Source organism: Avibacterium endocarditidis, assembly GCF_002921145.1.
In the GTDB taxonomy this organism is placed as follows: Bacteria; Pseudomonadota; Gammaproteobacteria; order Enterobacterales; family Pasteurellaceae; genus Avibacterium; species Avibacterium endocarditidis.
In genome coordinates this window covers 1-24,835 of sequence record NZ_PQVI01000134.1, presented here as the reverse complement: position 1 = coordinate 24,835, position 24,835 = coordinate 1, and the positions used below count along the sequence as shown (strand labels likewise).

At 41.2% G+C, this 24,835-nt stretch carries 23 protein-coding genes and 4 pseudogenes; 7 read left to right on the top strand and 20 right to left on the bottom strand.

Annotation, left to right across the window (positions count from 1 at the left end; translation table 11 throughout):
- Both C3Z13_RS09970 and C3Z13_RS09965 read left to right on the top strand, forming a co-directional pair.
- Positions 1–2,049 (top strand): polysaccharide lyase 8 family protein (locus tag C3Z13_RS09970; protein WP_146256893.1); only part of this gene is annotated, 2,049 nt, incomplete at its 5' end.
- Between the two features lie 113 nt (positions 2,050–2,162).
- Entirely contained in the window at positions 2,163–3,044 is an 882-nt protein-coding gene (locus C3Z13_RS09965; RefSeq protein ID WP_103855814.1) for a hypothetical protein, read from the top strand.
- 36 nt (positions 3,045–3,080) lie between these two features.
- Here C3Z13_RS09965 and yggU read toward each other — a convergent pair whose 3' ends face one another.
- The 8 genes and pseudogenes from yggU to srmB form a co-directional block, all read right to left on the bottom strand.
- The gene (gene yggU / locus C3Z13_RS09960; RefSeq protein ID WP_103855813.1) at positions 3,081–3,371 is read right to left on the bottom strand and encodes a DUF167 family protein YggU; all 291 of its coding nucleotides are present in this window, start codon (positions 3,369–3,371) and stop codon (positions 3,081–3,083) included.
- Positions 3,371–3,934 carry a YggT family protein gene (locus tag C3Z13_RS09955; protein WP_103854361.1) on the bottom strand — a complete coding sequence of 188 codons (564 nt, stop codon included), beginning with the start codon at positions 3,932–3,934 and terminating at the stop codon, positions 3,371–3,373. The genes yggU and C3Z13_RS09955 overlap by 1 nt, the downstream gene beginning before the upstream one ends.
- A gap of 17 nt (positions 3,935–3,951) precedes the next feature.
- A pseudogene (corA, locus tag C3Z13_RS09950) lies at positions 3,952–4,900 on the bottom strand (magnesium/cobalt transporter CorA).
- Positions 4,901–5,145: 245 nt separating this feature from the next.
- A complete protein-coding gene (locus C3Z13_RS12730) occupies positions 5,146–5,268 on the bottom strand; it encodes a hypothetical protein (RefSeq protein WP_281258790.1) in 123 nt (40 codons plus the stop codon).
- Positions 5,244–5,465 (bottom strand): sulfurtransferase TusA family protein, encoded by a 222-nt coding sequence (locus C3Z13_RS09945; protein ID WP_103855812.1) that lies wholly within the window; start codon positions 5,463–5,465, stop codon positions 5,244–5,246. Before C3Z13_RS09945 ends, C3Z13_RS12730 begins: the two co-directional genes overlap by 25 nt.
- Before the next feature lie 27 nt (positions 5,466–5,492).
- Positions 5,493–6,428, bottom strand: a complete 936-nt coding sequence (locus C3Z13_RS09940) for a YeeE/YedE thiosulfate transporter family protein (protein WP_425427471.1) — start codon at positions 6,426–6,428, stop codon at positions 5,493–5,495.
- Positions 6,398–6,547 carry a hypothetical protein gene (locus tag C3Z13_RS13055; protein ID WP_425427470.1) on the bottom strand — a complete coding sequence of 50 codons (150 nt, stop codon included), beginning with the start codon at positions 6,545–6,547 and terminating at the stop codon, positions 6,398–6,400. The genes C3Z13_RS09940 and C3Z13_RS13055 overlap by 31 nt, the downstream gene beginning before the upstream one ends.
- A gap of 182 nt (positions 6,548–6,729) precedes the next feature.
- A pseudogene (gene srmB / locus C3Z13_RS09935) lies at positions 6,730–8,036 on the bottom strand (ATP-dependent RNA helicase SrmB); the annotation flags it as partial.
- Between the two features lie 176 nt (positions 8,037–8,212).
- Here srmB and C3Z13_RS12895 point away from each other — a divergent pair.
- Positions 8,213–8,455: a methyltransferase domain-containing protein gene (locus C3Z13_RS12895; protein ID WP_342750359.1), complete on the top strand. Its 243-nt coding sequence runs from the start codon at positions 8,213–8,215 to the stop codon at positions 8,453–8,455.
- Positions 8,427–8,672 carry a hypothetical protein gene (locus C3Z13_RS12890; protein WP_342750358.1) on the top strand — a complete coding sequence of 82 codons (246 nt, stop codon included), beginning with the start codon at positions 8,427–8,429 and terminating at the stop codon, positions 8,670–8,672. The genes C3Z13_RS12895 and C3Z13_RS12890 overlap by 29 nt, the downstream gene beginning before the upstream one ends.
- Before the next feature lie 198 nt (positions 8,673–8,870).
- Here the strand turns inward: C3Z13_RS12890 and C3Z13_RS09925 are convergent, their stop codons facing one another.
- The 3 genes from C3Z13_RS09925 to C3Z13_RS09915 form a co-directional block, all read right to left on the bottom strand.
- Positions 8,871–9,788 (bottom strand): Dyp-type peroxidase, encoded by a 918-nt coding sequence (locus C3Z13_RS09925; RefSeq protein ID WP_103855810.1) that lies wholly within the window; start codon positions 9,786–9,788, stop codon positions 8,871–8,873.
- A gap of 46 nt (positions 9,789–9,834) precedes the next feature.
- The gene (locus tag C3Z13_RS09920; RefSeq protein ID WP_219827911.1) at positions 9,835–10,596 is read right to left on the bottom strand and encodes a hypothetical protein; all 762 of its coding nucleotides are present in this window, start codon (positions 10,594–10,596) and stop codon (positions 9,835–9,837) included.
- A 91-nt stretch (positions 10,597–10,687) separates the two neighbouring features.
- On the bottom strand, positions 10,688–11,500 hold the full coding sequence (locus tag C3Z13_RS09915; protein WP_103855809.1) for a Cof-type HAD-IIB family hydrolase: 813 nt from the start codon (positions 11,498–11,500) through the stop codon (positions 10,688–10,690).
- A gap of 143 nt (positions 11,501–11,643) precedes the next feature.
- Between C3Z13_RS09915 and C3Z13_RS09910 the strand changes: the two genes are divergently transcribed.
- Together C3Z13_RS09910 and nfuA are read left to right on the top strand one after the other, a co-directional pair.
- On the top strand, positions 11,644–12,333 hold the full coding sequence (locus C3Z13_RS09910; RefSeq protein WP_103855818.1) for an amidophosphoribosyltransferase: 690 nt from the start codon (positions 11,644–11,646) through the stop codon (positions 12,331–12,333).
- A 108-nt stretch (positions 12,334–12,441) separates the two neighbouring features.
- Positions 12,442–13,026 (top strand): Fe-S biogenesis protein NfuA, encoded by a 585-nt coding sequence (gene nfuA / locus C3Z13_RS09905; protein ID WP_103854352.1) that lies wholly within the window; start codon positions 12,442–12,444, stop codon positions 13,024–13,026.
- 44 nt (positions 13,027–13,070) lie between these two features.
- On the opposite strand, the gene trmL is transcribed toward nfuA, so the two are convergent.
- The 7 genes from trmL to uspA all read right to left on the bottom strand — a co-directional run bounded on the left by trmL (position 13,071) and on the right by uspA (position 21,214).
- A complete protein-coding gene (gene trmL / locus C3Z13_RS09900; protein WP_103855817.1) occupies positions 13,071–13,553 on the bottom strand; it encodes a tRNA (uridine(34)/cytosine(34)/5-carboxymethylaminomethyluridine(34)-2'-O)-methyltransferase TrmL in 483 nt (160 codons plus the stop codon).
- A 117-nt stretch (positions 13,554–13,670) separates the two neighbouring features.
- Positions 13,671–14,972, bottom strand: coding sequence for a branched-chain amino acid transport system II carrier protein (gene brnQ, locus C3Z13_RS09895; RefSeq protein WP_103855808.1), 1,302 nt, complete (start codon positions 14,970–14,972; stop codon positions 13,671–13,673).
- Positions 14,973–15,235: 263 nt separating this feature from the next.
- Positions 15,236–16,123, bottom strand: a complete 888-nt coding sequence (gene galU / locus C3Z13_RS09890) for a UTP--glucose-1-phosphate uridylyltransferase GalU (RefSeq protein WP_103855807.1) — start codon at positions 16,121–16,123, stop codon at positions 15,236–15,238.
- 142 nt (positions 16,124–16,265) lie between these two features.
- Positions 16,266–17,630 (bottom strand): phosphohexomutase domain-containing protein, encoded by a 1,365-nt coding sequence (locus C3Z13_RS09885; protein ID WP_103855806.1) that lies wholly within the window; start codon positions 17,628–17,630, stop codon positions 16,266–16,268.
- Positions 17,631–17,652: 22 nt separating this feature from the next.
- Positions 17,653–17,835, bottom strand: a complete 183-nt coding sequence (gene csrA, locus C3Z13_RS09880) for a carbon storage regulator CsrA (RefSeq protein ID WP_103854347.1) — start codon at positions 17,833–17,835, stop codon at positions 17,653–17,655.
- A gap of 149 nt (positions 17,836–17,984) precedes the next feature.
- A complete protein-coding gene (gene alaS, locus C3Z13_RS09875; RefSeq protein WP_103855816.1) occupies positions 17,985–20,609 on the bottom strand; it encodes an alanine--tRNA ligase in 2,625 nt (874 codons plus the stop codon).
- Between the two features lie 179 nt (positions 20,610–20,788).
- On the bottom strand, positions 20,789–21,214 hold the full coding sequence (uspA, locus tag C3Z13_RS09870) for a universal stress protein UspA (protein ID WP_103854345.1): 426 nt from the start codon (positions 21,212–21,214) through the stop codon (positions 20,789–20,791).
- A 221-nt stretch (positions 21,215–21,435) separates the two neighbouring features.
- On the opposite strand from uspA, the pseudogene mazG reads away from it, so the two are divergent.
- Positions 21,436–22,220: pseudogene (mazG, locus tag C3Z13_RS09865) on the top strand (nucleoside triphosphate pyrophosphohydrolase).
- A gap of 169 nt (positions 22,221–22,389) precedes the next feature.
- Here the strand turns inward: mazG and C3Z13_RS09860 are convergent.
- Together C3Z13_RS09860 and ilvC are read right to left on the bottom strand one after the other, a co-directional pair.
- A pseudogene (locus C3Z13_RS09860) lies at positions 22,390–23,033 on the bottom strand (tellurite resistance TerB family protein).
- A 160-nt stretch (positions 23,034–23,193) separates the two neighbouring features.
- Positions 23,194–24,675, bottom strand: coding sequence for a ketol-acid reductoisomerase (ilvC, locus tag C3Z13_RS09855; RefSeq protein ID WP_103854342.1), 1,482 nt, complete (start codon positions 24,673–24,675; stop codon positions 23,194–23,196).
- Between the last annotated feature and the right edge of the window lie 160 nt (positions 24,676–24,835).

Below are 24,835 nucleotides of genomic sequence, written 5' to 3'. Positions count from 1 at the left end.
AAGCAGTTAATCATTTCTTCTTTGGAAAAAATTCATAGCGGTGGCTACCAGGTGGGTGGCAAAGAATATGGTAACTGGTGGAACTGGGAAATTGGTGTTCCAAAATCGTTGAATGATGTACTCATTTTAATGGGTGATGAATTACCTAATGAATTAAAAGAAAAGCTCATTGCAGCTACAACGTACTTCCAGCCAGATCCAACAACAAGTGGGGCAAATTCCGAAGCAGCACAATATTCTACGTCAAAAGATAAAAGAACAAGCACTGGTGGAAACCGCACAGATACCTCTACCGTTTCACTTGCGCGTGGTCTATTAACGCGTAATGATGATGAGGTTCAACGTGCGATCCGTGCTATTTATGATGTAGGAGAACTCAAAAGCGGTATTCGTGATACAAATGATGCCACGCTAAATGATGGATTCTATACCGATGGTTCATTTATTCAACATTCTTCCGTGGCTTATAATGGTACTTATGCTTCAGTTCTCATTGAAGGGTTAGGACTTTTCGCATATATGCTGAAAGATTCACCAAACTTTGTGTTTAGTGATCCTAAAATGGACAATATTTATGAATCAATTCTCAAGGGATATAGCTGGTTATTAGTAAATGGTGGAATGAATGATTCAGTAAATGGGCGCGCGATTACTCGACCAAATAGCAGCGATGTTACACGTGCAAAACGATTTATTAGTGATATTTCCTTATTGATTGATAGCGCACCAGCAACATACAAGCCGGCATTACAAGGGTTGTTAAAACGTACATTACTTGAACAACATTATTCTCTTGATGATGCGCCAAATGATACGGTGCGGAATATCTTAAAAAATATTCTTGATAACCCAAATATTAAGCCAACAGAAACCGTTGGTGTAAAACGTTTTTCTTTTATGGATCGCGCTGTACAAAAAAGTCCTAAAGGAACAGTTGTTATTGCAATGCATTCAAATCGTACTGCTGCCTATGAAAGTATGAATGGCGAGAATCCTCAAGGTTGGTACACTGGCGATGGAATGACTTATATCTATGATAACAAAAGTACCGATTTATTTACGAATTATTGGCATAATGTTGATTCCTATATGCTACCGGGAACAACCGAAAGCACCGCTATTCGGAAAGATGGTTCAAAGCAACGCCGATACTTAAAAGATCGCAGCAGCAAAACATTTGTGGGTGGTGTAGATAATGGCATTAAGGCAGATGGTTCACAAGGTAATGCCACTAAAGCCATTATTGCAATGGATTTCACATCTTATAATGATAAAACTACAGCGAAGAAATCTTGGATAATGCTAGGTGATGTGGTACTCGCGCTAGGCTCGAATATTGCTAGCACAGATAAAGGCGAAGTATTAACAACCATTGATAATAGAGTGATTAATGGAAAACAAACCTTATCTCACGTTGGTGATACAATTTATTTTACTGATCCTGCTACACAGCAGACTATAAGCTATAAAATTCTTGATAATCAGCAACCTTATACTGTTATTGAGAAAGGTAAAGATGGTTCAACAGAATTTGCTAAAATTTGGTTAAATCACGGGAAAAAACCTAAAGAGGCGAGCTATGCTTATCTCATTATGCCGGGTTATAGTGCTGACGAAGTAAACCATTTTGATACAAATACAATTCAAATTCTGCAACAAAATGCTCAACAACACGCAGTAAAAGTAGGCAATAGTCTTTTTGTCAATTTCTTTGAAGCGGGAGAAGTAGATGGTTTAGCGGTGAATCACCCTCTTTCCGTAATTAAAACAGAAGAAAATGGACACCTAGACGTTTATGTTGCCGATCCAACGCTGATGCTTGACGATGAAATTAATTTGTCTGTGCTTGGTAAATATATCTTACAAGTTGGTAATGATGTAACAGCTACGATTTCAGGAGAAAAACAGAATTTACCTTTAAACTTGATGATCATCAGAAATATTTCTCCGCGATTGAGGAAAGCCAGTACAAGGAAGATAACTCAACTAGCACGCAGACGCAGCCAACCAACGCTGATAGTAATAATGCAGAAACACCTGATGGCTTAGATAAACCTAACACAGATAATTCTGAACAAAATCCAGCAACAGAAACCTCATCTGAAAATGCTGAAGATAGTCCAACAATAACACCAGATAAAGGTGTAGATACATCAGACAATGTGGTTGAATCTAATGGAAATAGCAATGACGAAAGCAGTTCAACGCCAACAACTCAAACAACCCAAGCTGAGGACAGTAATCGCACTGTAGCCATAGAAGAAACGGTGGAATCTAATGATGAAGAAGAAAATCTTACCAATCAAACTTCCTCTGAACAGGTTGCGTTTAGCCAAGATTATCTTGATAAATATGCGAAAACGCTAAGAAATCTAACCGATGTAGATGTTTCTATCATTGATAACTTTAACTATGATCATTATTTCACAGCGACATTAAGTGAAAGCAATAAACAGGGGTTAGGTGGAAGATTCCAAACAGGGTTTAACCAATCCTTGAATGATCATACGAAAGTCGGGGCATTTGCTGAATATCGTTATAATGATATTCACCAATTGGGCATTGGTGCTAATGCAAAATGGTATGATTTTTCTAGCTTTGTTCGTTATCGCCACGTTTTTGATAGCACAGTACACGCAGATTATCTCGACCTTTACCTTGGTTATAATAAAACTTTTACCTTTAACCAATTTGCTATTCAGCCACGTATTGGTGTGCTAGGTTCTTATCTGCTAGATAGCAAGCTGCCAGATAATGGTAAACTCGCTCATCATTTTGCCGTCCAAACACAGCTATCAAGTAAATTTAGCTATCATATCGGTGGCATAGCCCTTTATCTTGAGCCGACTTGGAAAGTGAACTTGGACGAACCATATCGCCTTCAATTAAATGGACAAGAATACAAGCTCGATCGCTCGAAGCAAGAATGGATAGGTAAAGTGGGAATTGCCAAAAATATCGGTAATTACACTTTTGATTTCAGTGTTCAGACCAACAATCATCAAGAACGCAAAATGATAGCCACCTTTAATTATCAATTCTAAAAAGCAAAATGCTCTCGCTAATTGAGAGCATTTTTCTTATCCCAACAACTCCAAAACCTGTTCAGGAATCACTTTCGGTGTAGGGATAAAAATTTGTTTATGGCGGTTGAGTTCGCCTTTTTCGATGAGAATACTGCTTTTTGGCACTTTAAAGGTTTTGCTTAGGAATTTAAGCAAATGGGCGTTGGCTTGGCCATCAATAGGTGGGGCGGTGATGGTGATTTTTAGCTCGTTGTCGTGCAAGCCAACGATTTGATCTTTACTGGCTTTCGGTTGCAGAAAAATCCGCAACCGAAGTCCTTGCGTGCTTTGCTCGATCGCATTCATTAGGCAAATTGCCATAAAATAGGCGCAATGTCGTACATTACACGGTTGGCGTAAAATAATAAAAATGCCAATAACATCGGGGAGAAATCAATCATTCCCGTGTTCGGTAAAATACGGCGAATCGGGTTGAGCAAAGGTTGCGTGAGCTGATAAAGGGTATATTGCAACGGATTTTGCCCGCGGTTAAACCAGCTTAAAATGGCTTGGAAAAACAACACATAAATCACCGCTTCACCCATAGTGCGCAAGGTATGCAATAACCCGATGTAAAGATAAAGCAAGGGATTTGCCGCCACTTGTGCTGATCCTAATAAATCTAACAAAGGATATTTTGCCACGCCTAATGCCACACACAACGCCAATGCTGCGGTATTTAAGCCTTTCACCGTAGGTAAAAACTTTTGCAATGGCGCAAGCACAGGTTGAGTGAATTTCACTAAGGTTTGCGAAAAAGGATTATAAAAATCCACGCGGCTATATTGAAACCACGCACGCAAAATTAGCACGAAACTAAAAACATTAATTAGGGTATAAACTAAAAATTGAAGGGAATTTAAGCCCATTATTTTCTCCTTAAAAATTACAACCAGCCTTTACGTTTAAAATAAATATAAGGCGTAAGCGCCGCAACGATCATCAAACCAATCGCCATAGGATAGCCATATTTTAAATGCAATTCTGGCATAAATTCAAAGTTCATTCCGTAGGTGGACGCCACCAAGGTTGCAGGCAGGAACATCACCGACACTACGGAGAAAAATTTCATAATTTTATTCTGCTCAATATTGATATAACCCATTGCCGCTTGCATTAAGAAATTCACTTTTTGGAATAAGGATTCATTATGCGGTTGCAGGGATTCAATATCGCGTAAAATATCGCGCGCTTGCTCTAGCTGATTGGCAGGCAGACGCGTTTTACGCACCAAAAAGCTTAATGCGCGTTGCGTATCCATCAAACATAAGCGCACTTTGGAACTGGCATCTTCTTGCTCCGTGAGTGTAGCAAGCGCTTTATCAAAGGCTTCGCCCTGCTTGCCCTCCAAAATAACGTGGCTTAATTTTTCCAAATCTGCGTAAGCATTTTCGATTACATCGGCGAGCTGCTCGATTTTGGTTTCAAATAAATCTAACAGCACTTCATAGGCGTTACATTCCACTAAGCGTTGGCTGCGCGAACGCATTCGATAAAGGCGAAACGCTGGCAATTCACGATCACGCAAGGTGAACAAACGCCCATCACGCAAGGTAAACGCCACGCTGGCAATATCGGCATAATCATTTTCATCTTCACAATAGAAAAAAGAGTGCAAATGCAAGCCATCTTCGTCTTCAAAGAAACGCGCAGACGCTTCAATATCTTCCAATTCTAAGAAAGATGCCAAACTTTGCCCTAAGCCCCTGTTGCAACATTTCACGTTCTTCGCTTGATGGCTCAAGCAAATCAATCCAAATGGCGGCGTTGAGATTCTCATCACCTTCATCTAGCCGAATTAAACGCGCATTTTCCAGTGCAAAAGCATTAATCATTTTGTCATACTCCTTGAGGGATTATGAACAAACCCGATGAACAAAAGAAAACTAAATAATCAGCACAAGAGTGCGGTGCAAAATTTTCGATTATTTAATTAAAGATACCTAATAATTGAGGTAATGAAACTTACCTGCGAAATCTCGCCGATAAGTGGAGGACGAGATTTAGATCAACGATAAATTGGGTATCGACTATGACTGTCCAAAGTGTGTGTCCTCTTGTTGCTAAATCGTGCGGAATGTTACGCTTCAATGGGGTGTTCGTCAAGAGGATCTGTGGGAAAAGAAAGCGATAAAAAGTGCGGTGCAAAAATTCTGATTTTTTCCACCGCACGAAAGGCTATTTCACCACCGTGATTGTCCATTTCGCATCGCCAATTTGGTCAAAATGGGTCACTTCATAGCCTTCTTCTGCCGCCCAGTTGGGAATGGCCTCTGTGGCTTGCGTGCAATCAAATTCAATTTCGATGCCATCACCTGCGTTCAATTTTGCCATTGCTGCTTTTGCTTCTTCTAATGGGAATGGGCAAACTAGCCCCGCGGTTTCTAATTTTACGATCATCTTAATTTCCTTCTATGTGAATAAATCTTATGCTGCAGCGTTCGCTAACGCCAATCTGCGCGGACGAATAAATAAGACGTGTGCCATTGTCCATACTCCAAGAATCGTGAAAGCAAGGGCAATCCAGCCTTTAGAACTCATCACTGCTGTGGCTGTTAAATCGTTTCCAATGGTGCAACCGCCTGCCAATGATGCCCCCACGCCCATCGCAAATCCACCAATCACACTGTGGTAAAGGGTTTTCGTGTCGGGTAAGCGCCATCTAAACTCACGGCTACCTTTCGCGGCAAGATAAGAACCAATAAAAATCCCGATCACCAAAAACACGCCCCAATTTAACCGCTTTTCATCGCCCGTTACTAAAAAATGGATAAGATTTGCAGAAGGTGTTGTGATCCCCAAGCCACCAGCGCGCCCCGTGCTTTCACTGGCAGGCCAAGCAACCAGTGCAATAATGCCAATAGCCAGCGCGGCGACAAAAGGGTGATAGCGCTTTTCAAACAACCAATGGCGTAACCCTTGATATTTTTGCGGCAATGTTGCCACTTTATTTTTAGGGCGTTTTCTCAATGTTTGGTATAAACCAAATACTACGGCGATTGCCAATAAGCCAACCAACCACCACACGGAGATCCCTAGTTGGGCTGCAAGATTATCATTCATTCTGGTATAGCTAGTTACCGTGTTTTTGAATTCCACCAACACACCATATTTCATCATTGCGGCACTTAGCATATACATTACCAATGCCAACCAACTTCCGATCAATCCCTCACCTGCACGATACCACGTCCCCGTTGCACAACCGCTAGCAAGCACAATACCAATACCGAATAGATAAGAACCAAAAACCGTGCCAACCAAAGAAAAATCTTCATAAGGCGATGAAATATAACCCAACTCAACAAGTGTCAGCACCCCCACGCTTTGAATTAAAATAGCCAGTAAAAAGGCATAAAACATTTTATATTTTTCGCCGTGTACATATCACGAAACCCACCCGTCATACAAAAACGAGTACGCTGTAGCACAAAACCAAAAATCACACCGAGAACACCGCCTGAAATTATTGTCCAAACCATAAATTTCTCCTCTAACGTACTGATTAAGTGCGGTTATTATGCGAGAGATTTTTTATAGCTATCCAATAATTAATTGAAAGGATATATTTCTTTTGGTTATAAAGAGAAGGTGTGCAAAATTTTGCTATAGAAAAGAAAAATGAAAAAAGATTGGTAGAGAAAGGGGGATTACCCCTCTCCCCACTCGGTTTACGGCGTTTGCCGATATTTTTCGTGTCTTTATGACGCAATTTGATTTTTTTCTGCTGTTCTGATTTTTTCTTTTCTGCCCGTCTTTTGTTTAATGCGCGTCTTTTTGTTTTTTGCTGACGCTTTTGACTTCGCCGTCTTTCGGTGCTTTGGTACGCGGTTCTAAGCCTTCAATAATGCGAGGTTTAAGCAATTCCTCAGTATAACGCTTAATTTTACCGAGCAATTTATAATCGTGGGCTTCAACAAAAGAAACCGCAATGCCTTTTTTGCCAGCACGCGCAGTGCGTCCAATGCGGTGTAAATAAGTGTCTGCGCTGTAAGGCAAATCCATATTCATCACGTGGCTGATGTCATCAATATCAATCCCACGCGCCGCCACATCGGTGGCAACCAGCACGGTTACCACGCCATTTTTGAGTTTATCAATGGCATTATTGCGTTGCGTTTGCGCCATCTCCCCTTCTAAATAAGTGCTGCGAATGCCACGTTTACGCAAAGTGTCGGAAAGCTCTCGCACGGTTTCACGGCGGCGAACGAAAATGATGCCCTTGCTTACCTTTTCCTGCTCAATAAAACGAGCGAGCAATTTCACTTTATGCTCATAGCTGTCTGCGTGATAGTACCATTGTTGGATTTTTTTACGCTCACGGCGACTTGGCTCCGCATCAATTTTTACAGGATCATTGAGTAATCGCCCTGCAAAATCCATTAGCAGTTCACCTTCCAACGTAGCAGAAAACAGCAAGGTCTGTTTACGCCAGCGCGTTTCGGCAGCAATTTTTTCCGCATCTTGTCCAAAGCCCATTTGCAGCATACGATCCGCTTCGTCAAAAATCAGAATTTCCACGCCACGGCAATCAAAATTTTCCTCTTGAATATATTGCAACAAACGCCCCGGTGTGGCGACCACCAAATCTTGGTTGCTGTTAAACACTTCCCCGTGGTTTTGATACGCAACACCGCCCGTGATGGTAGTAATATCAAGGTTGGTAAATTGTGCTAATTGCTCCGCTTGCTCCGCCACTTGCATCGCTAACTCACGGGTTGGGGTGAGAACCAACACCCTTGGCGTACCGGGTTTACGGCGTGGATTATCCAGCAAATGTTGCAAGGCTGGCAATAAGAAAGCAGCGGTTTTACCCGTGCCAGTTGGCGCTGAGCCTAGCACATCTCGCTCCGCCATTGCCGCTGGAATGCTTTCCAACTGAATGGCAGTGGGGCGTTGGTAGCCTTTTTTCGCTAAGGCTTTTAATAATTCTGGGGCGAGATCCAATTCTTCAAATTGTGCTAAGTTCATATTTATTGTTACTATTAGGAAAAAATTGGTGCAGATTATACCGCACTTTGGGGGCAAAGTGCGGTCAATTTTTGGGAAGTTTATGGCAACGAAAAATCAAGGCTTTCGCTTTAAGCAGTTTCAGGTTAATCATCATCGCTGTGCGATGAAAGTGGGAACAGACGGCATTTTGCTTGGTGCTTGGGCAAATATTCAAGGGGCAAAAAAACTTTTGGATCTTCGGCACAGGCACAGGGTTAATTGCGTTAATGTTGGCACAACGCACGACACAAGATTGCCATATTAGTGCGGTGGAGCTTGATAATGCCGCGGCAGAACAGGCACAGGAAAATATTCAGGCTTCCCCTTGGGCTGAGAAAATCTCGCTATATCAAATGGATATCGAAAAATTTGCACAAAATCCACCGCACTTTTTTTGATTTAATTGTGGCCAATCCGCCCTATTTTGAGCCTGCACAAGCTTGCAAAAACGTACAACGTGATCTTGCCCGCTACACTCTTGAACAAAGCCATAACGACTGGCTCAATGCGGCAGCACAATGCTTAAATGAACAGGGGAAAATTCAATTTATCCTGCCCTATGATGCAGGAAAACTTTGCAAAAACCACCGCACTTTATTGCACGGAACAATGTGATGTAATCACCAAAATCGGCAAGCCAGCACAACGAATATTACTCACTTTTCGTAAACTAGCTGAACCTATGCAACATTCACAACTGATTATTTATGACGAAAATAATCAATACCACCCTGACTTCGTGGCGCTAACGAAAGGGTTTTATTTGAGGTTTTGAATAAAAAAACCTAGCACAAACGTGCTAGGTTGGTGAGATTACTCCGCAAATTCATCTAACATATCTAAGGTTGGGACGAAGAAAAGTGTGCCTGTGCGGGTGCGGCTGAAATCAAGCAAGCGGTCGTAATTGCCAGCGGGGTTGCCGATAAACATATTGTTTAACATTGCTTGCACGGTGCTGAAGGTGTTGGCATAAGCAATGAAATAAGTTCCCACTTCGCCGTTAGCAGAAAATGGCATATTGTCGCGAATGACTTTGCGATCATCGCCCACATTGGCTAAGGCACTGTGGCTGTTAGCTGGCTTGGTGTCGTCGTCCATTTCAATGTCATCTGCTTTAGAGCGACCAAACACTTTTTCTTGCTCGCTTAATGGCAGCGCGCGCCACGCTTGCATATCGTGTACATATTTTTGTACAAACAAATAGCTACCGCCTTGGTAAGCGGGGTCTTCTTCCCCTACAGTACCGAATAAGATGCGGTCTTCTGGATCGTGCGGATTTTCTGTGCCGTCCACAAAGCCAAGAATACTGCGTCCGTCCCAGTAGCGGAAGCCTTGAATATCCACCACACATTTTGCCACATCGTGTAATACATCGGTGATATTTTGTGCAATATCAAAGCAATAGCTTGGTTGATCACAACGGATATGGAAATGCAAATCGCCACGGGTTGCCACGGCGGTATATTTTGCCCCTTTAATTGGCTCAAAAGGGGCAAGCTCTTTTGGCAACGGCTGTGGTAAATCAAGGCGTAGCCACGCATCGTGTCCAATGCCCATTACTACGCTGGCTTTGGCATCAGGAAAACGGGTTTTTGCCGAATTATTAAGATTGCCAATTAATCCGCAAAGTTGTTGGAACGCAGGTTTTACGTCCACATCATCGTGAAAATTCCACACCATAAAAATGGTGTTTTTGTTTGGTTCATCAAGAACATTTTGTAAAGCAGCCATAATATTTCCTTTCGTTAGAGGCACTTTAATAAGTGCGGTTGTTTTTTTATTTCGTTTTTAAATATTGCAAGCCGTCCACGCTCATCATTTTCCCTGCTGGTGCACCAATGGCGTTCGGCAAGTTATGAATAAGTGAATTGGCAAAATCACCTGTATATAATTTCGCCCCTTGGTGAGTGAGGTTAGATTGGCAATCAATATAAACTTTACCGCCCATTTTACGCCATAAATAGCAAAATCCGTAATCTTCAGAAAGATAGCGGTTGGTCTGCGGGTCGATCATTACGTCAAAAAAACGATAATGTAGCCCTAAATCTTGGTAGCCAATGCTGTCTGGCACATATTGCAATTCAGGATAATGCGCCATCATTTTTTCAAACACTTCACGTTTAATGCACATAAACCCTGTTGGTGCTTCGTCCATTTCCATAAAGCCGTCTGGTTGAATGGCTAATTGCACTTTATCGCCTTCTACACGCCCTGTGTTTACCGTATATCTCGTGCTGGCAGATTCAAATTCTTGCTTTGTCATTCCAGCCGGAATTTCACTGGGAAATTGTTCGTATTTTAAGGGATAAACCCCTGCGGCGATGTCATAATCTGACAATAATAAACGCAAGGCGGCATCAACGGAGAAGCCAATATCGGAGTCAATCCAAAATAAATGTGTCCATTGTTTATTGGCTAAAAATTCTGCCACGGCATTATTTCTTGCCCGTGTAATTAGACTTTCACCACGCTGTAAAGACACCTGTAAACGAAAACCAAGATTCGCTGCCGAATTTGTTAAATTAAGTAATGAAATCACATAATTATGAAATATTTCCCGTCGTGGCTTGGCGTCATTATGACAGGGTACATAGTTTTAATGCGTCAAGATTTAACATTGAGTTTCCTTATTATTCGATTAAACCTGATTTTACAAGAAAATTGTACACGCCATCTTCTTCAATATGATCCGTAACGTGATTAGCGAGAGCTTTCAAGGTATCGTGTCCGTTTCCCATTGCCACGCCAACCCCCACCAAGCTAAGCATTTCGATGTCATTTAAACCATCACCAAACGCCATCACATTTTCCATTGAAAAACCAAGATGACGTGCAATCGCGGCAATGCCTCTTGCTTTTGAACCTTCAGCATCAAAAATATCCACTGAATTTTCGTGCCAACGTACCGTTTTCAGATCGTCTAAAATATGTGTTTGTACAACCAATTCATCTTTATCTTCGGCATAAAATGCTAACACTTGGTACACATCATTTTGTTGATAATAGGTTTTATCAACTTGATAATCTGTGGTGATCGGATCAAGCGCGTGCTTTAACATTGGCGTAATTTCAGAAACACGAATTTTATCATTAGAAACAAAGGCATAGGCAATATTATGAAGATCGAAGAAATCCACTAACCGCTGAACTTTTTCTGTTGGAATCGGGTGCTTCTCAATCACCTCACCGTTATGTACGGCAAATTGTCCATTGGTAGTAACAAAGGTACGAATGCCTTCTTGCTCTACCATTTCATTAATTTTAGCCGGAAAACAGCAACGTGCGCGCCCTGTTGCAATTCCAACTAAAATGCCATTCACTTGCAATTTTTGAATAGCAAGTCTAGCGCTTTCTGGAAAATGTACTTTATTTTTCACAAATAAAGTTTCATCAATATCAAAAAAAACCGCTTTAATTTGCTTGCGATAATTCGGTACTGTCATTTTTATCCTCTTCTTATCTAAATTTTGAGCAAATATTACCATTTTTTGCGATCAAGATCGTAAAATTGATCAGAAAAAGTTTTTTTCTCAGAGAAATCAATTATAGTGAGCTCAACCAAAAGAGAAGTGCGGTGGAAAAATTGGTGAATTTTTTCGGTTTTCGTTGTGTATTATGCCAACAAGTTTTATCACAAGAGAAACAGGGTATATGCACAACTTGCAATAAAGCAATGAAACGTTACATCTATTGTGGTTGTTGCGGAATGCCAACCCCAAGTTACGTTAAACGTTGTGGACATTGCACAACAGTTACTCCTCGCTGGGATCAAATAGTTATCATAAGCAAATATGATCCTCCTATATCGGAATTAATTCAGCAATTCAAATTCCACCATCTCTTTTGGTTAGACAAAACCTTAGCACGCTTGCTTCTATTAGCTGTTTATGAAGCAAGACGACAGCATTCCCTACACTTTCCACAAGCGATTTTTCCTGTGCCACTGCACCATTTTCGTCAATGGAGGCGAGGTTATAATCAATCTGATTTAGTCGCTAAACATTTATCCAAATGGCTGAATATTCCTTGTCATTCGCAATTTATTCAACGGATAAAACGAACACCGCCTCAGCTTGGTTTAAACGCTAAGGCGCGCAGGCAAAATTTAAAACACGCCTTTAAGTTTGCTAATCAAGAGATAAATTATCGTTCCATTGCGTTGGTTGATGATGTGATCACCACAGGTTCAACCTTAAACGAAATCGCTAAACATTTTCGTCAATTAGGGGTGGAAAATATTCAAGTTTGGGGGCTCGCTCGGGCTTTCCACATTTAGCAATCCCTTGATTATAGAAAACACCGAATAAAAGAAAAGGTGGAAAAAAAGTCTATCTAGCGGTATGATGCCTGACTATCTAGCTCAAGTATTACTGAGGAATAAATAATGCAACAAATTACGATTTCTGACGCGGCGCAAGCGCATTTTCGCCGTTTATTAGATCAGCAAGAAGAAGGCACGAATATCCGCATTTTTGTGGTGAACCCTGGCACACCAAGTGCGGAATGTGGGGTATCTTATTGCCCACCAAACAGCGTGGAAGCCACTGATACAGAAATGAAATATGATACGTTCTCCGCCTTTGTTGATGAAGTGAGCTTACCATTTTTAGAAGACGCGGAAATTGATTATGTTACGGAAGAATTAGGCTCGCAGCTTACCCTTAAAGCGCCGAATGCGAAAATGCGTAAAGTGGCAGATGATGCACCTTTAATTGAACGCGTGGAATATGTCATTCAAACTCAAATTAATCCGCAACTAGCAGGCCACGGTGGGCATATCACCTTAATTGATCTGACTGAAGATGGCTATGCAATTTTACAATTTGGCGGTGGCTGTAACGGTTGTTCAATGGTCGATGTGACGCTAAAAGATGGTATTGAAAAACAACTGGTGAGCTTGTTCCCCGATGAATTAAAAGGGGCGAAAGACGTAACCGAACATCAACGCGGTGAACATTCTTATTATTAATCGTAAAACAACAAAAAGGCACGGATTCTCCCGTGCCTTATTTGTTATAACTCTGGGTCAAAATTAATCACCCCTGCATAATTAAGTTGTCGCCACGCTTCATAAACAGCCACTGCAACAGAATTGGATAAATTCATACTACGGCTATTTTCTGTCATTGGAATGCGAATTTTCTGTTCCATTGGCATTTCGTCTAAAATCGCCATTGGAATACCGCGGGTTTCAGGGCCAAACATCAAATAATCCCCTGCTTGAAAGGAAACTTGGCTATGTGCTAGCCGCCCTTTGGTTGTCATCGCAAACAAGCGTTTAGGCTGTTCTGCCACAAGAAAATCGGCAAAGGTTTTGTGCTTTTTAATTTCTGCAAATTCGTGATAATCCAATCCTGAACGGCGCAACCGTTTGTCGTCCCAAGTAAAGCCAAGTGGCTCAATTAAATGTAAACGAAAGCCAGTATTCGCACAAAGACGGATAATATTCCCTGTATTTTGCGGAATTTCTGGCTCATATAGCACAATATCTAACATAATTTTTTTCTCATTCAATTTCGGTGTGCGAATTTTACCGCTGAATAATGAAAGATCAAAATAATAAAAAAACCACCGCACTTTAAAATTAAGCCCTCACAACGGAGGGCTTGGAAATTAGGCGGAAACTTTTTTTGCTTTAAACAAGGTGCATAACACAACCATTAGCAATGTTGGCAGTAACCAGGTTAAGCCCTCTTGATGTAATGGCACTTTTTCTAATAGGCTTTGAATAAAGTGCGGTAATAATTCCATATTTTTTAGGCTATCTGTAATACTAAACAAGGCGGTAATACCAATAATTAAGTTATAACCTGTGCGGCTAATGCCTAATTTTTCGCGTAACAGTTGCATTGCAACGAGCATAATGGCGATAGGGTAGATCAGCAATAACGCAGGAATTGTAACGCGTAATAAGGTGTTTAGCCCTGTTTCAGAAATAATAATGGTGCTGATGGTAAATAACACCACAAAGAACGTGTAATTTAAACGTGGGTGGAATTTTGAGAAATAGTCCGCACAAGCACTGGTTACGCCCACAAGGGTGGTTAAATTGGCTAAAAGCACGATACCGCTCATAATCCAAGAGCCTTCACGTCCAAACAATACGTTCACATATTGAGCGAAAAGCTGTCCGCCATTGCTTGAGGTTTTTGCAACTTGCTCCCCTGTTGCACCTAAATAGAATAGGCACAAATAAAGCAAACTGAGTAGCACAACGGAAACCGTGCCAGCAATCAGCGTGTAGCGAACAATCGCTTTTTTATCCGACACGCCTTTCACTGCTAAAGCACGCGCCACAATACCACCAAATGCCATTGCAGAAAGTACGTCCATCGTTTGATAACCGCCGATCAAACCTGTGGCAACTGCTGAATGATCTTGATAAGCGCCACTTGGCTCAACGATCGGAGAAAGCGGATAATTGACCACTTCAAAGGCAACAATCACCAATAAAACAAGCAAAGCTGGCGCCATAAATTTCCCAATACTGGAAATCATTGTGCTGCGCCCAAGCATAAATCCCATACCAATTAAATTAAAAATCGTTACAAAAATAATATGGGAATATTCGCCAGAGAATAAATTCAACGGCTGCCAAGCCATTTCATAAGCCACATTGGTTACCCTTGGCATTGCAAAAGTTGAACCAATCACTAAATACAAAATTGTCCAGAATGTAACGTGCGCCCATTTTGGCAAATCAACCGATAGCGCCTCACCACGCCCTTTTAAGGTAACAACAATCAAGGTGATGAAAGGCATTAACACACCGGTTAATAGAAAACCTAACGCGCCCCAAAACCATACATTCCCTGCGTGATAGCCTTCCATTGGTGGAAAAATAATGTTTCCTGCCCCTAAAAATAGGGAGAAAATCATCATTCCCAAAACAGCAATATCTTTTCCAGATAACATTTTATTAACCTCTAAAAATCAAGTATTTAATTTTATATGAATGAATAAACCAAATGATTTTTCACTAGAAAACCGAGAAGTTATAGGGTTTTATGATTTTTTTGTCAAGGTGGATTTAATTTTTTCAGGAATTATCACAGAAAATCTGAAAATCACTTAAAAATAAGGGGAAAAATTGGACAACATTTAAAAAATTATCCATCACACAAGAAAAGTAAAAAGGAATTATGTTTAACCATAATTCCTTTACTGAATAGAAAGCATCAAAAGGTTTTCACAAATTTCTTCAAATAAGCACGAAATTCGCTGCCTAGTTTAGGGTGATTTACGCCATATTCCACAAAGGCTTGCATATAGCCTAATTTGTCCCCGCAATCAAAATTGCCGCCTGTTTGATAGAAGGCTTCAACGGTTTCTTTTTCGATTAACATATCAATGGCATCGGTGAGCTGAATTTCATCGCCCACGCCCACTGGCGTTTTTGCCAATAAATCCCAAATGCTTGCGGAGAACACATAGCGCCCCACTACAGCAAGATTAGATGGCGCATCTTCCACCGCTGGTTTTTCTACGATGCGTTTAATCTTCGCACTTTCGCCTGGGTTAAACTGCACGCCTTCGCAATCGACAATACCATAACTACTGATGTCTTGCTCAGAAACAGGCTCAACCAAGATTTGGCTGGCATTGGTTTCTTTAAAGCGTTTGATCATTGCCGCCAGATTTTCTTTCCGCTGATCAGCGCTGAAATCGGTGAGTAATACATCAGGCAGCACCACCGCAAAAGGCTCTTTACCCACAACAGGCAAGGCACATAACACCGCGTGCCCTAAGCCTTTGGCGTTACCTTGACGAACGTGCATAATAGTTACGTCTTTCGGGCAAATAGAACGCACCTCTTCTAATAATTGGCGTTTTACCCGCTTTTCCAACATTGTTTCCAATTCAAAAGAGGTATCAAAGTGGTTTTCAATGGCATTTTTGGAAGAGTGAGTAACAAGGACAATTTCTTTTACCCCTGCTGCCGCACACTCATTCACCACATACTGGATCAATGGCTTATCCACAAGGGTTAGCATTTCTTTAGGAATGGCTTTTGTCGCAGGTAACATTCGCGTCCCAAGACCTGCAACAGGAATAATGACTTTCATTGGTTTTCCTTTTGTAAAAATTTCTAAAAAAAACAACCGCACTTTAATAATGGGGTTGTTGTAAAAATAGCAAAGCGGCTATCTCAGATAGCCACTTTGATAAGCGATGCCGCAAACAAAAGTGCGGTGCTTTTTTCGCAAATTATTGACGTAATAATGCCAAAATTTCTTCGGTTTTTTCCGCCATTAACTCTTTATCGCCACGCGTTTCAAGATTTAAGCGTACCACAGGTTCAGTGTTTGATGTACGCAAATTGAAACGCCAATTTGGATATTCAATACTGATACCATCAATTTCATCTACTGAAATAGCCTCTTTTTCATAGGCGGCACGAACGCGCGCAATCGCCGCTTTGGCATCGGTTAATTTACTATTAATTTCGCCCGGTGATGGGAACGCATTGATACTTTCGTTTACTAATTCACCAAGAGATTTACCTGTGGTGCAAACTAATTCCATCACTAATAACCAAGGGATCATTCCACTGTCGCAGTAGAAGAAATCACGGAAATAGTGGTGTGCGCTCATTTCCCCACCATAAATGGCATCAACGGCACGCATTTTTTCTTTAATGAAAGAGTGGCCTGATTTCGACATTACTGCCTCACCGCCATTTTCTTCCACCAATTTAACGGTGTTCCAAACTAGGCGCGGATCATAAATGATTTTCGCTCCTTTATTTTTTTGCAAGAAGGCTTGACCAAGCAATCCAACAATGTAGTAACCTTCAATAAAGTTACCGTTTTCATCGAATAAGAAACAGCGGTCAAAATCACCGTCAAAGGCAATGCCCATATCTGCTTTATGCTCAAGCACGGCATCAATGGTATCTTGACGATTTTCGTGCAAGATTGGGTTTGGAATCCCATTTGGGAATGTACCATCTGGATTGTTATGCACTTTAATAAATTCCACCGGCACACGTCTTGCTCGGAATTGCGCTTCAATGGCATCAATAACGTGTCCTGCCGCGCCATTTCCTGAGTTAATCACCAATTTCATTGGTTTTAAATTATCTAAATTGATATAAGATAATAAATGCTCAACATAATCACCTAATACGGAAAGTTGCTTATATTCACCACGTTGCGTAACAGGTGGAAAATTATTTTCCTCTGCTAAGCGTTGAATATCAGCAAGCCCAGTATCCGCACTAATTGGACGTGAACCCTCACGCACCAATTTTAAGCCATTGTAATCCATCGGATTATGGCTTGCGGTTACTTCAATTCCGCCATCGGCTTTAAGAAAAGAAGTGGCGAAGTAAACTTCCTCGGTTCCCGTTTCGCCTAAATCAATCACGTTTACCCCAGAGTCTAATAGACCGTTTGTTACGGCACTTTTTAATTCTTTACTGGTTAAACGCACATCACCACCAACAACGATAGTTTTAGGCTTTAAAAACTGTCCAAATGCTCGACCAATGCGATAGACAATATCCACATTCAATTCATCGCCCAAACGACCACGAATATCATACGCTTTAAAACAAGTTAATTTACCCATAACATCCACTTCCTTTTCTTAATTAAGATGATTGCTCATCTTTTGCTTCTCTAATACGTTGGTAAATTTCTTCTCGATAGACAGACACTTCTTTCGGGGCATTTACACCCACTTTGATCTGATTACCACGAACACTTAATATCGTAATAGAAATCTCATCACCAATGAGTAAGCTTTCGCCAACTTTTCTGGTTAAGATTAGCATACAACCTCCTCATTTCCTTTATTCGACATCCCTATCGATCATTTACCCCTTATATCCAAGGGTACATCACCCCTAAATATTACCGTACTTAAGCTCACAACGTGATGACTGAAATGCAAAGTTGTGAGCTACGGCACAAAATTTTTATTTTATAAGTGAGAATTTAACCAGTCAGCACAAACGGCAAGGGCTTTTTCGACATTCTCAGGTTGTGAACCGCCTGCCATTGCCATATCAGGACGACCACCGCCTTTTCCGCCTACTTGCTGAGCCATCAGATTAACAAGCTCACCTGCTTTGACTTTTACAGTTAAATCAGCAGTTACGCCTACCACTAAATTTACTTTACCTTCAAATACAGAAACAAAGGCAATCACCGCAGAGCCAAGTTGATTTTTCAAATCATCAACCATCACTCGCAATGATTTTGTTTCCACACCGTCAAGTTGCTGTAATACCACGGAAACACCGTTAATTTTCACCGCACTTTTTGCAATATCCGATCCAGCTTGCATCGCAGCTTTCTCTTTGAGTTGTTGCAATTCTTTTTCTGCTTTCTTCGCTTTGTCTTGTAATTGTTGGATTTTATCCGTCAGCGAAGAAACATCAGATTTTAATAAGTCTGCGCTTTGATTTAACACGCCAAGTTGTTGGTGAAGCCAATCAATGGCAGTTTCGCCCGTTACCGCCTCAATACGGCGAATACCCGCTGCAATGGCACTTTCACTGATGATTTTGAACAAACCAATCTCACCCGTATATTGGGCGTGAATTCCGCCACAAAGTTCAATAGAAAAGTCGCCCATTGTTAAAACTCGCACCTGTTCGGCGTATTTTTCACCAAATAATGCCATTGCGCCTTTTGCTTTAGCGGCATCTAAATCCATAATTTCTGTTTGAATAGGGTGATTAGCACGCACTTGTTGGTTGACTAATTTTTCCACTTCAAACAACTGTTCTTTAGAAATGGCTTCAGGTTGTGCAAAGTCAAAACGCAATAAATTGTCTGATACCAACGAACCTTTTTGCGCAACGTGTTTACCTAACACTTGGCGTAATGCGGCGTGTAGCAAGTGCGTTGCGCTGTGGTTTAAGGAAATTTGTTTACGGCGTGCCACATCAACAACGGCATTCACCGATTGTCCAACGCTTAATGTGCCTTCTGCAAGCGCACCAATATGCCCAAATACTTGACCATATTTTTGCGTATCAGTAACGTTAAATAAGAAATCTTGCCCTTCTAAACGCCCTGTATCCCCCACTTGACCACCAGACTCCGCATAGAACGGCGTATTTTCCAAAATTACCACCGCACTTTGCCCTGCGCTGATTTGTTCTACCGGTTTGCCCTCATAGAAAAGTGCGGTGATTTTTGCGATACTTTCTGACTCGCTATAACCTTCAAATGCGGTTGAACCGTCCACACGAATGACATTGTTATAATCCATACCAAACTGGCTGGCTGATTGCGCGCGCTGGCGTTGCGCTTCCATTTCACGCTCAAAGCCTGCTTCATCGATAGTGATGCCACGTTCACGGCACACATCGGCAGTAAGATCCAGTGGGAAACCAAAGGTATCATAAAGTTTGAACGCTACTTCGCCAGAAAGCACGCCGTCTTTTACTTGGCTTAAGGCGTCATCTAATAACGCTAAACCACGCTCTAAAGTGCGCGCAAATTGTTCTTCTTCTAAGCGTAAGATTTTTTCGATATGCGCTTGGTTTTCTTTGATCTCTTGACCAGCTTCTGCCATCACTTCTGCAAGGGTTGGCACAAGTTTGTAGAAAAAGGCTTCTTTCGCGCCAAGTAAATGTCCGTGGCGTACCGCACGGCGGATAATACGGCGCAACACATAACCGCGCCCTTCGTTAGATGGCAATACACCGTCTGCGATCAAATAAGCGCACGAACGAATATGGTCTGCGATAACACGCAAGGATTTATTGCCTAAATCTTTCTCGCCAGTTAATTCTGCCGCTTTCGCGATAAGTGTTTTGAAAATATCAATATCGTAGTTGGAATTAACGTGCTGTAACACAGCGGTGATACGCTCTAAGCCCATTCCCGTATCCACAGACGGTTTTGGTAATTTTTCCATTGTGCCGTCTGCTTGACGGTTGAACTGCATAAATACGATATTCCAGATCTCAATATAGCGATCGCCATCTTCTTCAGGTGAACCTGGTGGGCCGCCCCAAATATGATCGCCGTGATCATAGAAAATTTCAGTACAAGGGCCACACGGGCCTGTATCACCCATTTGCCAGAAGTTATCTGACGCATAAGGCGCGCCTTTATTATCACCAATGCGAATAATGCGCTCTGCTGGCACGCCAATTTGTTTATGCCAAATGTCATAAGCCTCATCATCGGTTTCATACACGGTAACCCAAAGTTTTTCTTTTGGTAAACCTAACCACGCATCTGATGTGAGATATTCCCACGCAAAATGAATGGCATCTTGTTTAAAATAATCACCAAAGCTGAAATTTCCTAGCATTTCAAAGAAGGTGTGATGACGTGCGGTATAGCCTACATTTTCTAAATCGTTATGTTTTCCGCCTGCACGCACACAGCGTTGTGCGGTTGTCGCACGGCTGTAAGGACGCTTGTCTAAACCAAGAAAAACATCTTTAAATTGGTTCATTCCCGCGTTGGTGAACAATAATGTTGGATCATTTTCAGGGACAAGCGAACTGCTTGGGACAATTTGGTGTCCTTTACTATGGAAAAAATCGAGAAAAGATTTTCTAATTTCTGCGGTTGTTTTCATTAAATTTTGCCTTATTCTATCTTCATTAAATTCGTTGCGAATTGTGCTATTTTGGCACATTTTTTGCAATTTAGAAAAAAACATTTTTCAATCCTAAAAACAAAAGGACCTGCACTTTAGTGATGAAATTCTTCATCGCCAAAGTACAGATCACAAGTGAGAATAAATCAGCTAAATTGCTATTCTTCGCGTAATGGAACAACTAACATATCAACATTAATAGTATTCATTACTTGGCGAGTAGAAGACATCAATTTGCTCCAGAAATCTTGGTGGTGACCAGTTACTAATAAATCCACATCATATTTATCAATAGCGTCAGCCAAAACCTGTCCTAAATCACCGCTACCACTTAATTTCTCTGAAACAGGATAACTAGATTGCTCCGCTAATTGCACCAACGCTTGGTGAGTTTCAGTGGAAATGCGGTCTTGCATTGAAGACATATTCACATCAATTAACCCCGTATAAAGATCAGAGAAATTTACATCAACGTGGATAATGGATAATCTTGCCTCATTGCGTTTTGCAACACCCGCCGCTTTTTCCACTAAGAATGCACTTTCTTCAGAAAGATCAACAGCAACTAAAATGTGTTTGTACATAACTAACTCCTTATCTTCTTGAGAGGTTAATCAACTTCTTTTTGGTAATACTAACACTAGTGCTATAAAAAAAATATGCACTGGATCACGTTTTAGAAAAAACATTTATTTTATTTGTAAAAAAATAGCAATCCGCCATAAATTTTTACTCAAGCCCACTAAACATTATGCTATTATCGCCCCACTTCTTGCACGCCAACCGCAACAAATAAAGGATCAAAATGAACCATTCTATTCAAGATTTTGTACAACTCATTGCCAAGCTGCGCGATCCAAATGGAGGCTGTCCTTGGGATCTAGAGCAAACTTATCAAACAATGATCCCTTGCTTATTAGAAGAAAGCTATGAAGTGGTAGAAGCCATTGAGCAACAAAATACGGCAAATTTACGCGAAGAACTGGGCGATTTATTGCTCCAAGTGGTCTTTTTCAGCCAACTTGCCAAAGAAGATAAGTTGTTTACCTTTGATGATGTGGTTAATGAAGTGGCAGAAAAAATTCTGCGCCGCCACCCACACGTTTTTGGTGAAGAAAAAGCCCACAACGAACAAGAAGCGCTCAGCCATTGGAACAAGATTAAAGCGGAAGAAATAAAACGCGTCGGTCCATTTTAGACAACATTCCCCACGCTTTCCCTGCCTTAATGCGCGCAGAAAAATTACAAAAACGCTGCGCCAAAGTGGGATTTGGTTGGGATAACGTGCAACCTGTAATCGCCAAAGTGCAAGAAGAATTACAAGAAGTGCAAGCTGAGCTTGCTCGCCCACAACAAGATCAAACAAAAATCGAAGAAGAAATCGGTGATTTGCTTTTTTCTGTCGTTAATTTAAGCCGCCATTTAAAAACTGCGCCAGAAGAAGCCTTACGCAAAGCCAATCAAAAATTTGAACGCCGTTTTCGTCAACTAGAAACCTTAGCAAAACAGCAAGGAAAATCTTTACAAACCAGCACACTAGCAGAACTTGATCTATTGTGGGACGAAGTGAAAAAACAAGAAAATAAGTAAAATTCCACCGCACTTTAATTTTTCTTCGTTCTTCTTTAATCTCCCGCTAACTTCTCTTTACAAAAACGGGAGATTGTTTCTTTATTACATCAATCCAACAGACTATAAAAATACAAAACGGCGTGTTGTTTAAACACACCGTTTTTTTCAAACGCTATCCTTGAAGAAATTAGAAGCCGGCTTGTTTTTCTAATTGTTCAACTAAAGCATCATCAAGATTTAACGCCGTGGCAAGATTAGCAAGAAAACAATTTCTTTACGATCTAACTCACCGCACACCACACGAGCTGCCAAATAAACTTGTGAAGCCAAGGCTGTGTCGTTGCCTACTTGTTGTGCAATTTGTGCGATAGAAATAGGTTGCTCAATTTGTTGCTGCAACCAGTGATAGACTTCAGGATCATTGCCCGCTTCCGTGATGATGAGTTGTTTTTCCTCATCGGTAATCGCCCCATCAGCCGCCGCCGCTGCAATCATCGTTTGCAAAATTAACTGCCCTGATGTTGCTTTTTCTGCGGTATCCACAAAGGTTTCTTCGCTAAGCGTGGAATCAAGTGCGGTAGAATTTTGTGAATTTTTTTGCTGATATTGTTGATAAGCTTGATAGGCTAAGCTACCTAGTGCCGCAAGAGAACCTAACTTTGTCAGACTTGCTCCACCGTTACGTCCAAAAATCATTGAAAGCAAGCCAATCGCTGCCGCACCGCCACCTACTTTGGTAATTTTATCTGCGGTGGAATTGCCGTTCATTGTTTTGCCAAACTGATCTTTAGCTACGTTGAATACTTGATTTAAAATTTGGTTAAAATCCATAGAAGTTTCCTCTCGTTATCATCTTTCCTAATATTGTCAATTTATTCGCCAATTAGTTCATTTTATTTTGCCCATTAGAGAAAGTGCGGTGCATTTTTTGCAAATTTTTTATCAACAAAAAAGCCAGCATCATAGCTGGCTTTCTATTTAAAACAAGTGATTATCCTTGTGAAGAAATGCGTTTCATATCTGTCATATAACCACGCAATTCTTGCCCGATTAACTCAATTGGGTGGTTGCGGATTGCGTCATTCACATCGCGTAAGGTGATGTTGTCGATTTCCACCGTTGGTGTTGGTTCACCTAAATCACCACGTTGTAAATGTTGCATTACTGTTTTGGCTAAAATTGGGGTTGCTACATTAGCGAATAAATAATTACCGTATTCCGCCGTATCTGAAATTACCACGTTCATTTCGTATAAGCGTTTACGCGCAATGGTGTTAGCGATTAATGGTAATTCGTGTAAGGATTCATAATAAGCAGATTCTTCAAAAATACCTGCTGAAACCATCGTATCGAACGCCAATTCCACGCCAGCTTTTACCATTGCCACCATTAACACGCCGTTATCAAAATATTCTTGTTCGCTGATTTTGATTCCGTCCGCTTTTGGTGCATTTTCAAAGCCAGTTTTGCCGGTTTCTTCACGCCATTTTAATAGGTTTGCATCGCCGTTCGCCCAGTCTTCCATCATCACGCGAGAAAATTCGCCACTGATAATGTCGTCCATATGTTTTTTGAATAAGAAGTCTAGTTCTTGCTTAATTTCTTCCGCAAGTTCAAAGGCACGCAATTTCGCACTGTTAGATAAGCGATCCATCATTAACGTGATACCGCCTTGTTTTAGCGCTTCAGTGATAGTTTCCCAACCGTATTGCACTAATTTTCCTGCGTAGGCTGGATCTTTGCCGTCTGCTACTAATTTGTCATAGCAAAGGATTGAGCCTGCTTGCAACATACCACAAAGAATGGTTTGCTCGCCCATTAAGTCTGATTTTACTTCTGCCACGAATGAAGATTCTAACACGCCCGCACGATGACCGCCTGTCGCCGCCGCCCAAGCTTTCGCAATCGCCATACCCTCACCTTTCGGGTCATTTTCAGGGTGAACCGCGATAAGTGTTGGTACACCGAAACCGCGTTTATATTCTTCACGCACTTCTGTCCCTGGGCATTTTGGCGCAACCATCACAACGGTAATATCAGGACGAATTTGCTCACCCACTTCCACAATGTTCAAACCGTGTGAATAACCTAATGCCGCACCTTCTTTCATTAAACCCATTACATCTGCAATCACTTTGCTGTGCTGTTTATCTGGAGTCAGATTAATCACTAAATCCGCAGTAGGGATTAATTCTTGATAAGTCCCCACTTTGAAACCATTTTCAGTGGCACGTTGGAAAGAAGCACGTTTTTCCGCAATGGCCTCAGGGCGTAGCGCATAGCTGATGTCTAAGCCTGAATCACGCATATTTAAACCTTGGTTTAGCCCTTGTGCACCACAACCTACGATGACAATTTTTTTGCCTTTTAAGAAATTTGCTTCATCAGAAAACTCTTCACGATCCATAAAACGACAGCGACCTAATTGGTCTAACTGTTGGCGTAAATTTAATGTATTGAAATAATTAGCCATTTTTTTATCCTTTTGGTTAAGTTGGTTTACAAAATAATCAATGACAGATTATACCTTTCTAAAGATTGCGTAAATTGATATTATTGGAACTTAATGTTGCGTTTTTTGCAATTAAAATCTCCCCTAACTCCTCTTTACAAAAGATATGGGGTAATTTTTT

Bases quoted from the DNA above. Each gene is read 5' to 3' on its own strand.
- yggU (WP_103855813.1), bottom strand. From the start codon at position 3,371: ATGAATGCGATCGAGCAAAGCACGCAAGGACTTCGGTTGCGGATTTTT.
- C3Z13_RS09955 (WP_103854361.1), bottom strand. From the start codon at position 3,934: ATGGGCTTAAATTCCCTTCAATTTTTAGTTTATACCCTAATTAATGTT.
- C3Z13_RS12730 (WP_281258790.1), bottom strand. From the start codon at position 5,268: ATGGACAATCACGGTGGTGAAATAGCCTTTCGTGCGGTGGAAAAAATC.
- C3Z13_RS09945 (WP_103855812.1), bottom strand. From the start codon at position 5,465: ATGATCGTAAAATTAGAAACCGCGGGGCTAGTTTGCCCATTCCCATTA.
- C3Z13_RS09940 (WP_425427471.1), bottom strand. From the start codon at position 6,428: ATGTTTTATGCCTTTTTACTGGCTATTTTAATTCAAAGCGTGGGGGTG.
- C3Z13_RS13055 (WP_425427470.1), bottom strand. From the start codon at position 6,547: ATGGTTTGGACAATAATTTCAGGCGGTGTTCTCGGTGTGATTTTTGGT.
- C3Z13_RS09925 (WP_103855810.1), bottom strand. From the start codon at position 9,788: ATGGCTGCTTTACAAAATGTTCTTGATGAACCAAACAAAAACACCATT.
- C3Z13_RS09915 (WP_103855809.1), bottom strand. From the start codon at position 11,500: ATGACAGTACCGAATTATCGCAAGCAAATTAAAGCGGTTTTTTTTGAT.
- nfuA (WP_103854352.1), top strand. From the start codon at position 12,442: ATGCAACAAATTACGATTTCTGACGCGGCGCAAGCGCATTTTCGCCGT.
- trmL (WP_103855817.1), bottom strand. From the start codon at position 13,553: ATGTTAGATATTGTGCTATATGAGCCAGAAATTCCGCAAAATACAGGG.
- brnQ (WP_103855808.1), bottom strand. From the start codon at position 14,972: ATGTTATCTGGAAAAGATATTGCTGTTTTGGGAATGATGATTTTCTCC.
- galU (WP_103855807.1), bottom strand. From the start codon at position 16,123: ATGAAAGTCATTATTCCTGTTGCAGGTCTTGGGACGCGAATGTTACCT.
- C3Z13_RS09885 (WP_103855806.1), bottom strand. From the start codon at position 17,630: ATGGGTAAATTAACTTGTTTTAAAGCGTATGATATTCGTGGTCGTTTG.
- csrA (WP_103854347.1), bottom strand. From the start codon at position 17,835: ATGCTAATCTTAACCAGAAAAGTTGGCGAAAGCTTACTCATTGGTGAT.
- alaS (WP_103855816.1), bottom strand. From the start codon at position 20,609: ATGAAAACAACCGCAGAAATTAGAAAATCTTTTCTCGATTTTTTCCAT.
- uspA (WP_103854345.1), bottom strand. From the start codon at position 21,214: ATGTACAAACACATTTTAGTTGCTGTTGATCTTTCTGAAGAAAGTGCA.
- ilvC (WP_103854342.1), bottom strand. From the start codon at position 24,675: ATGGCTAATTATTTCAATACATTAAATTTACGCCAACAGTTAGACCAA.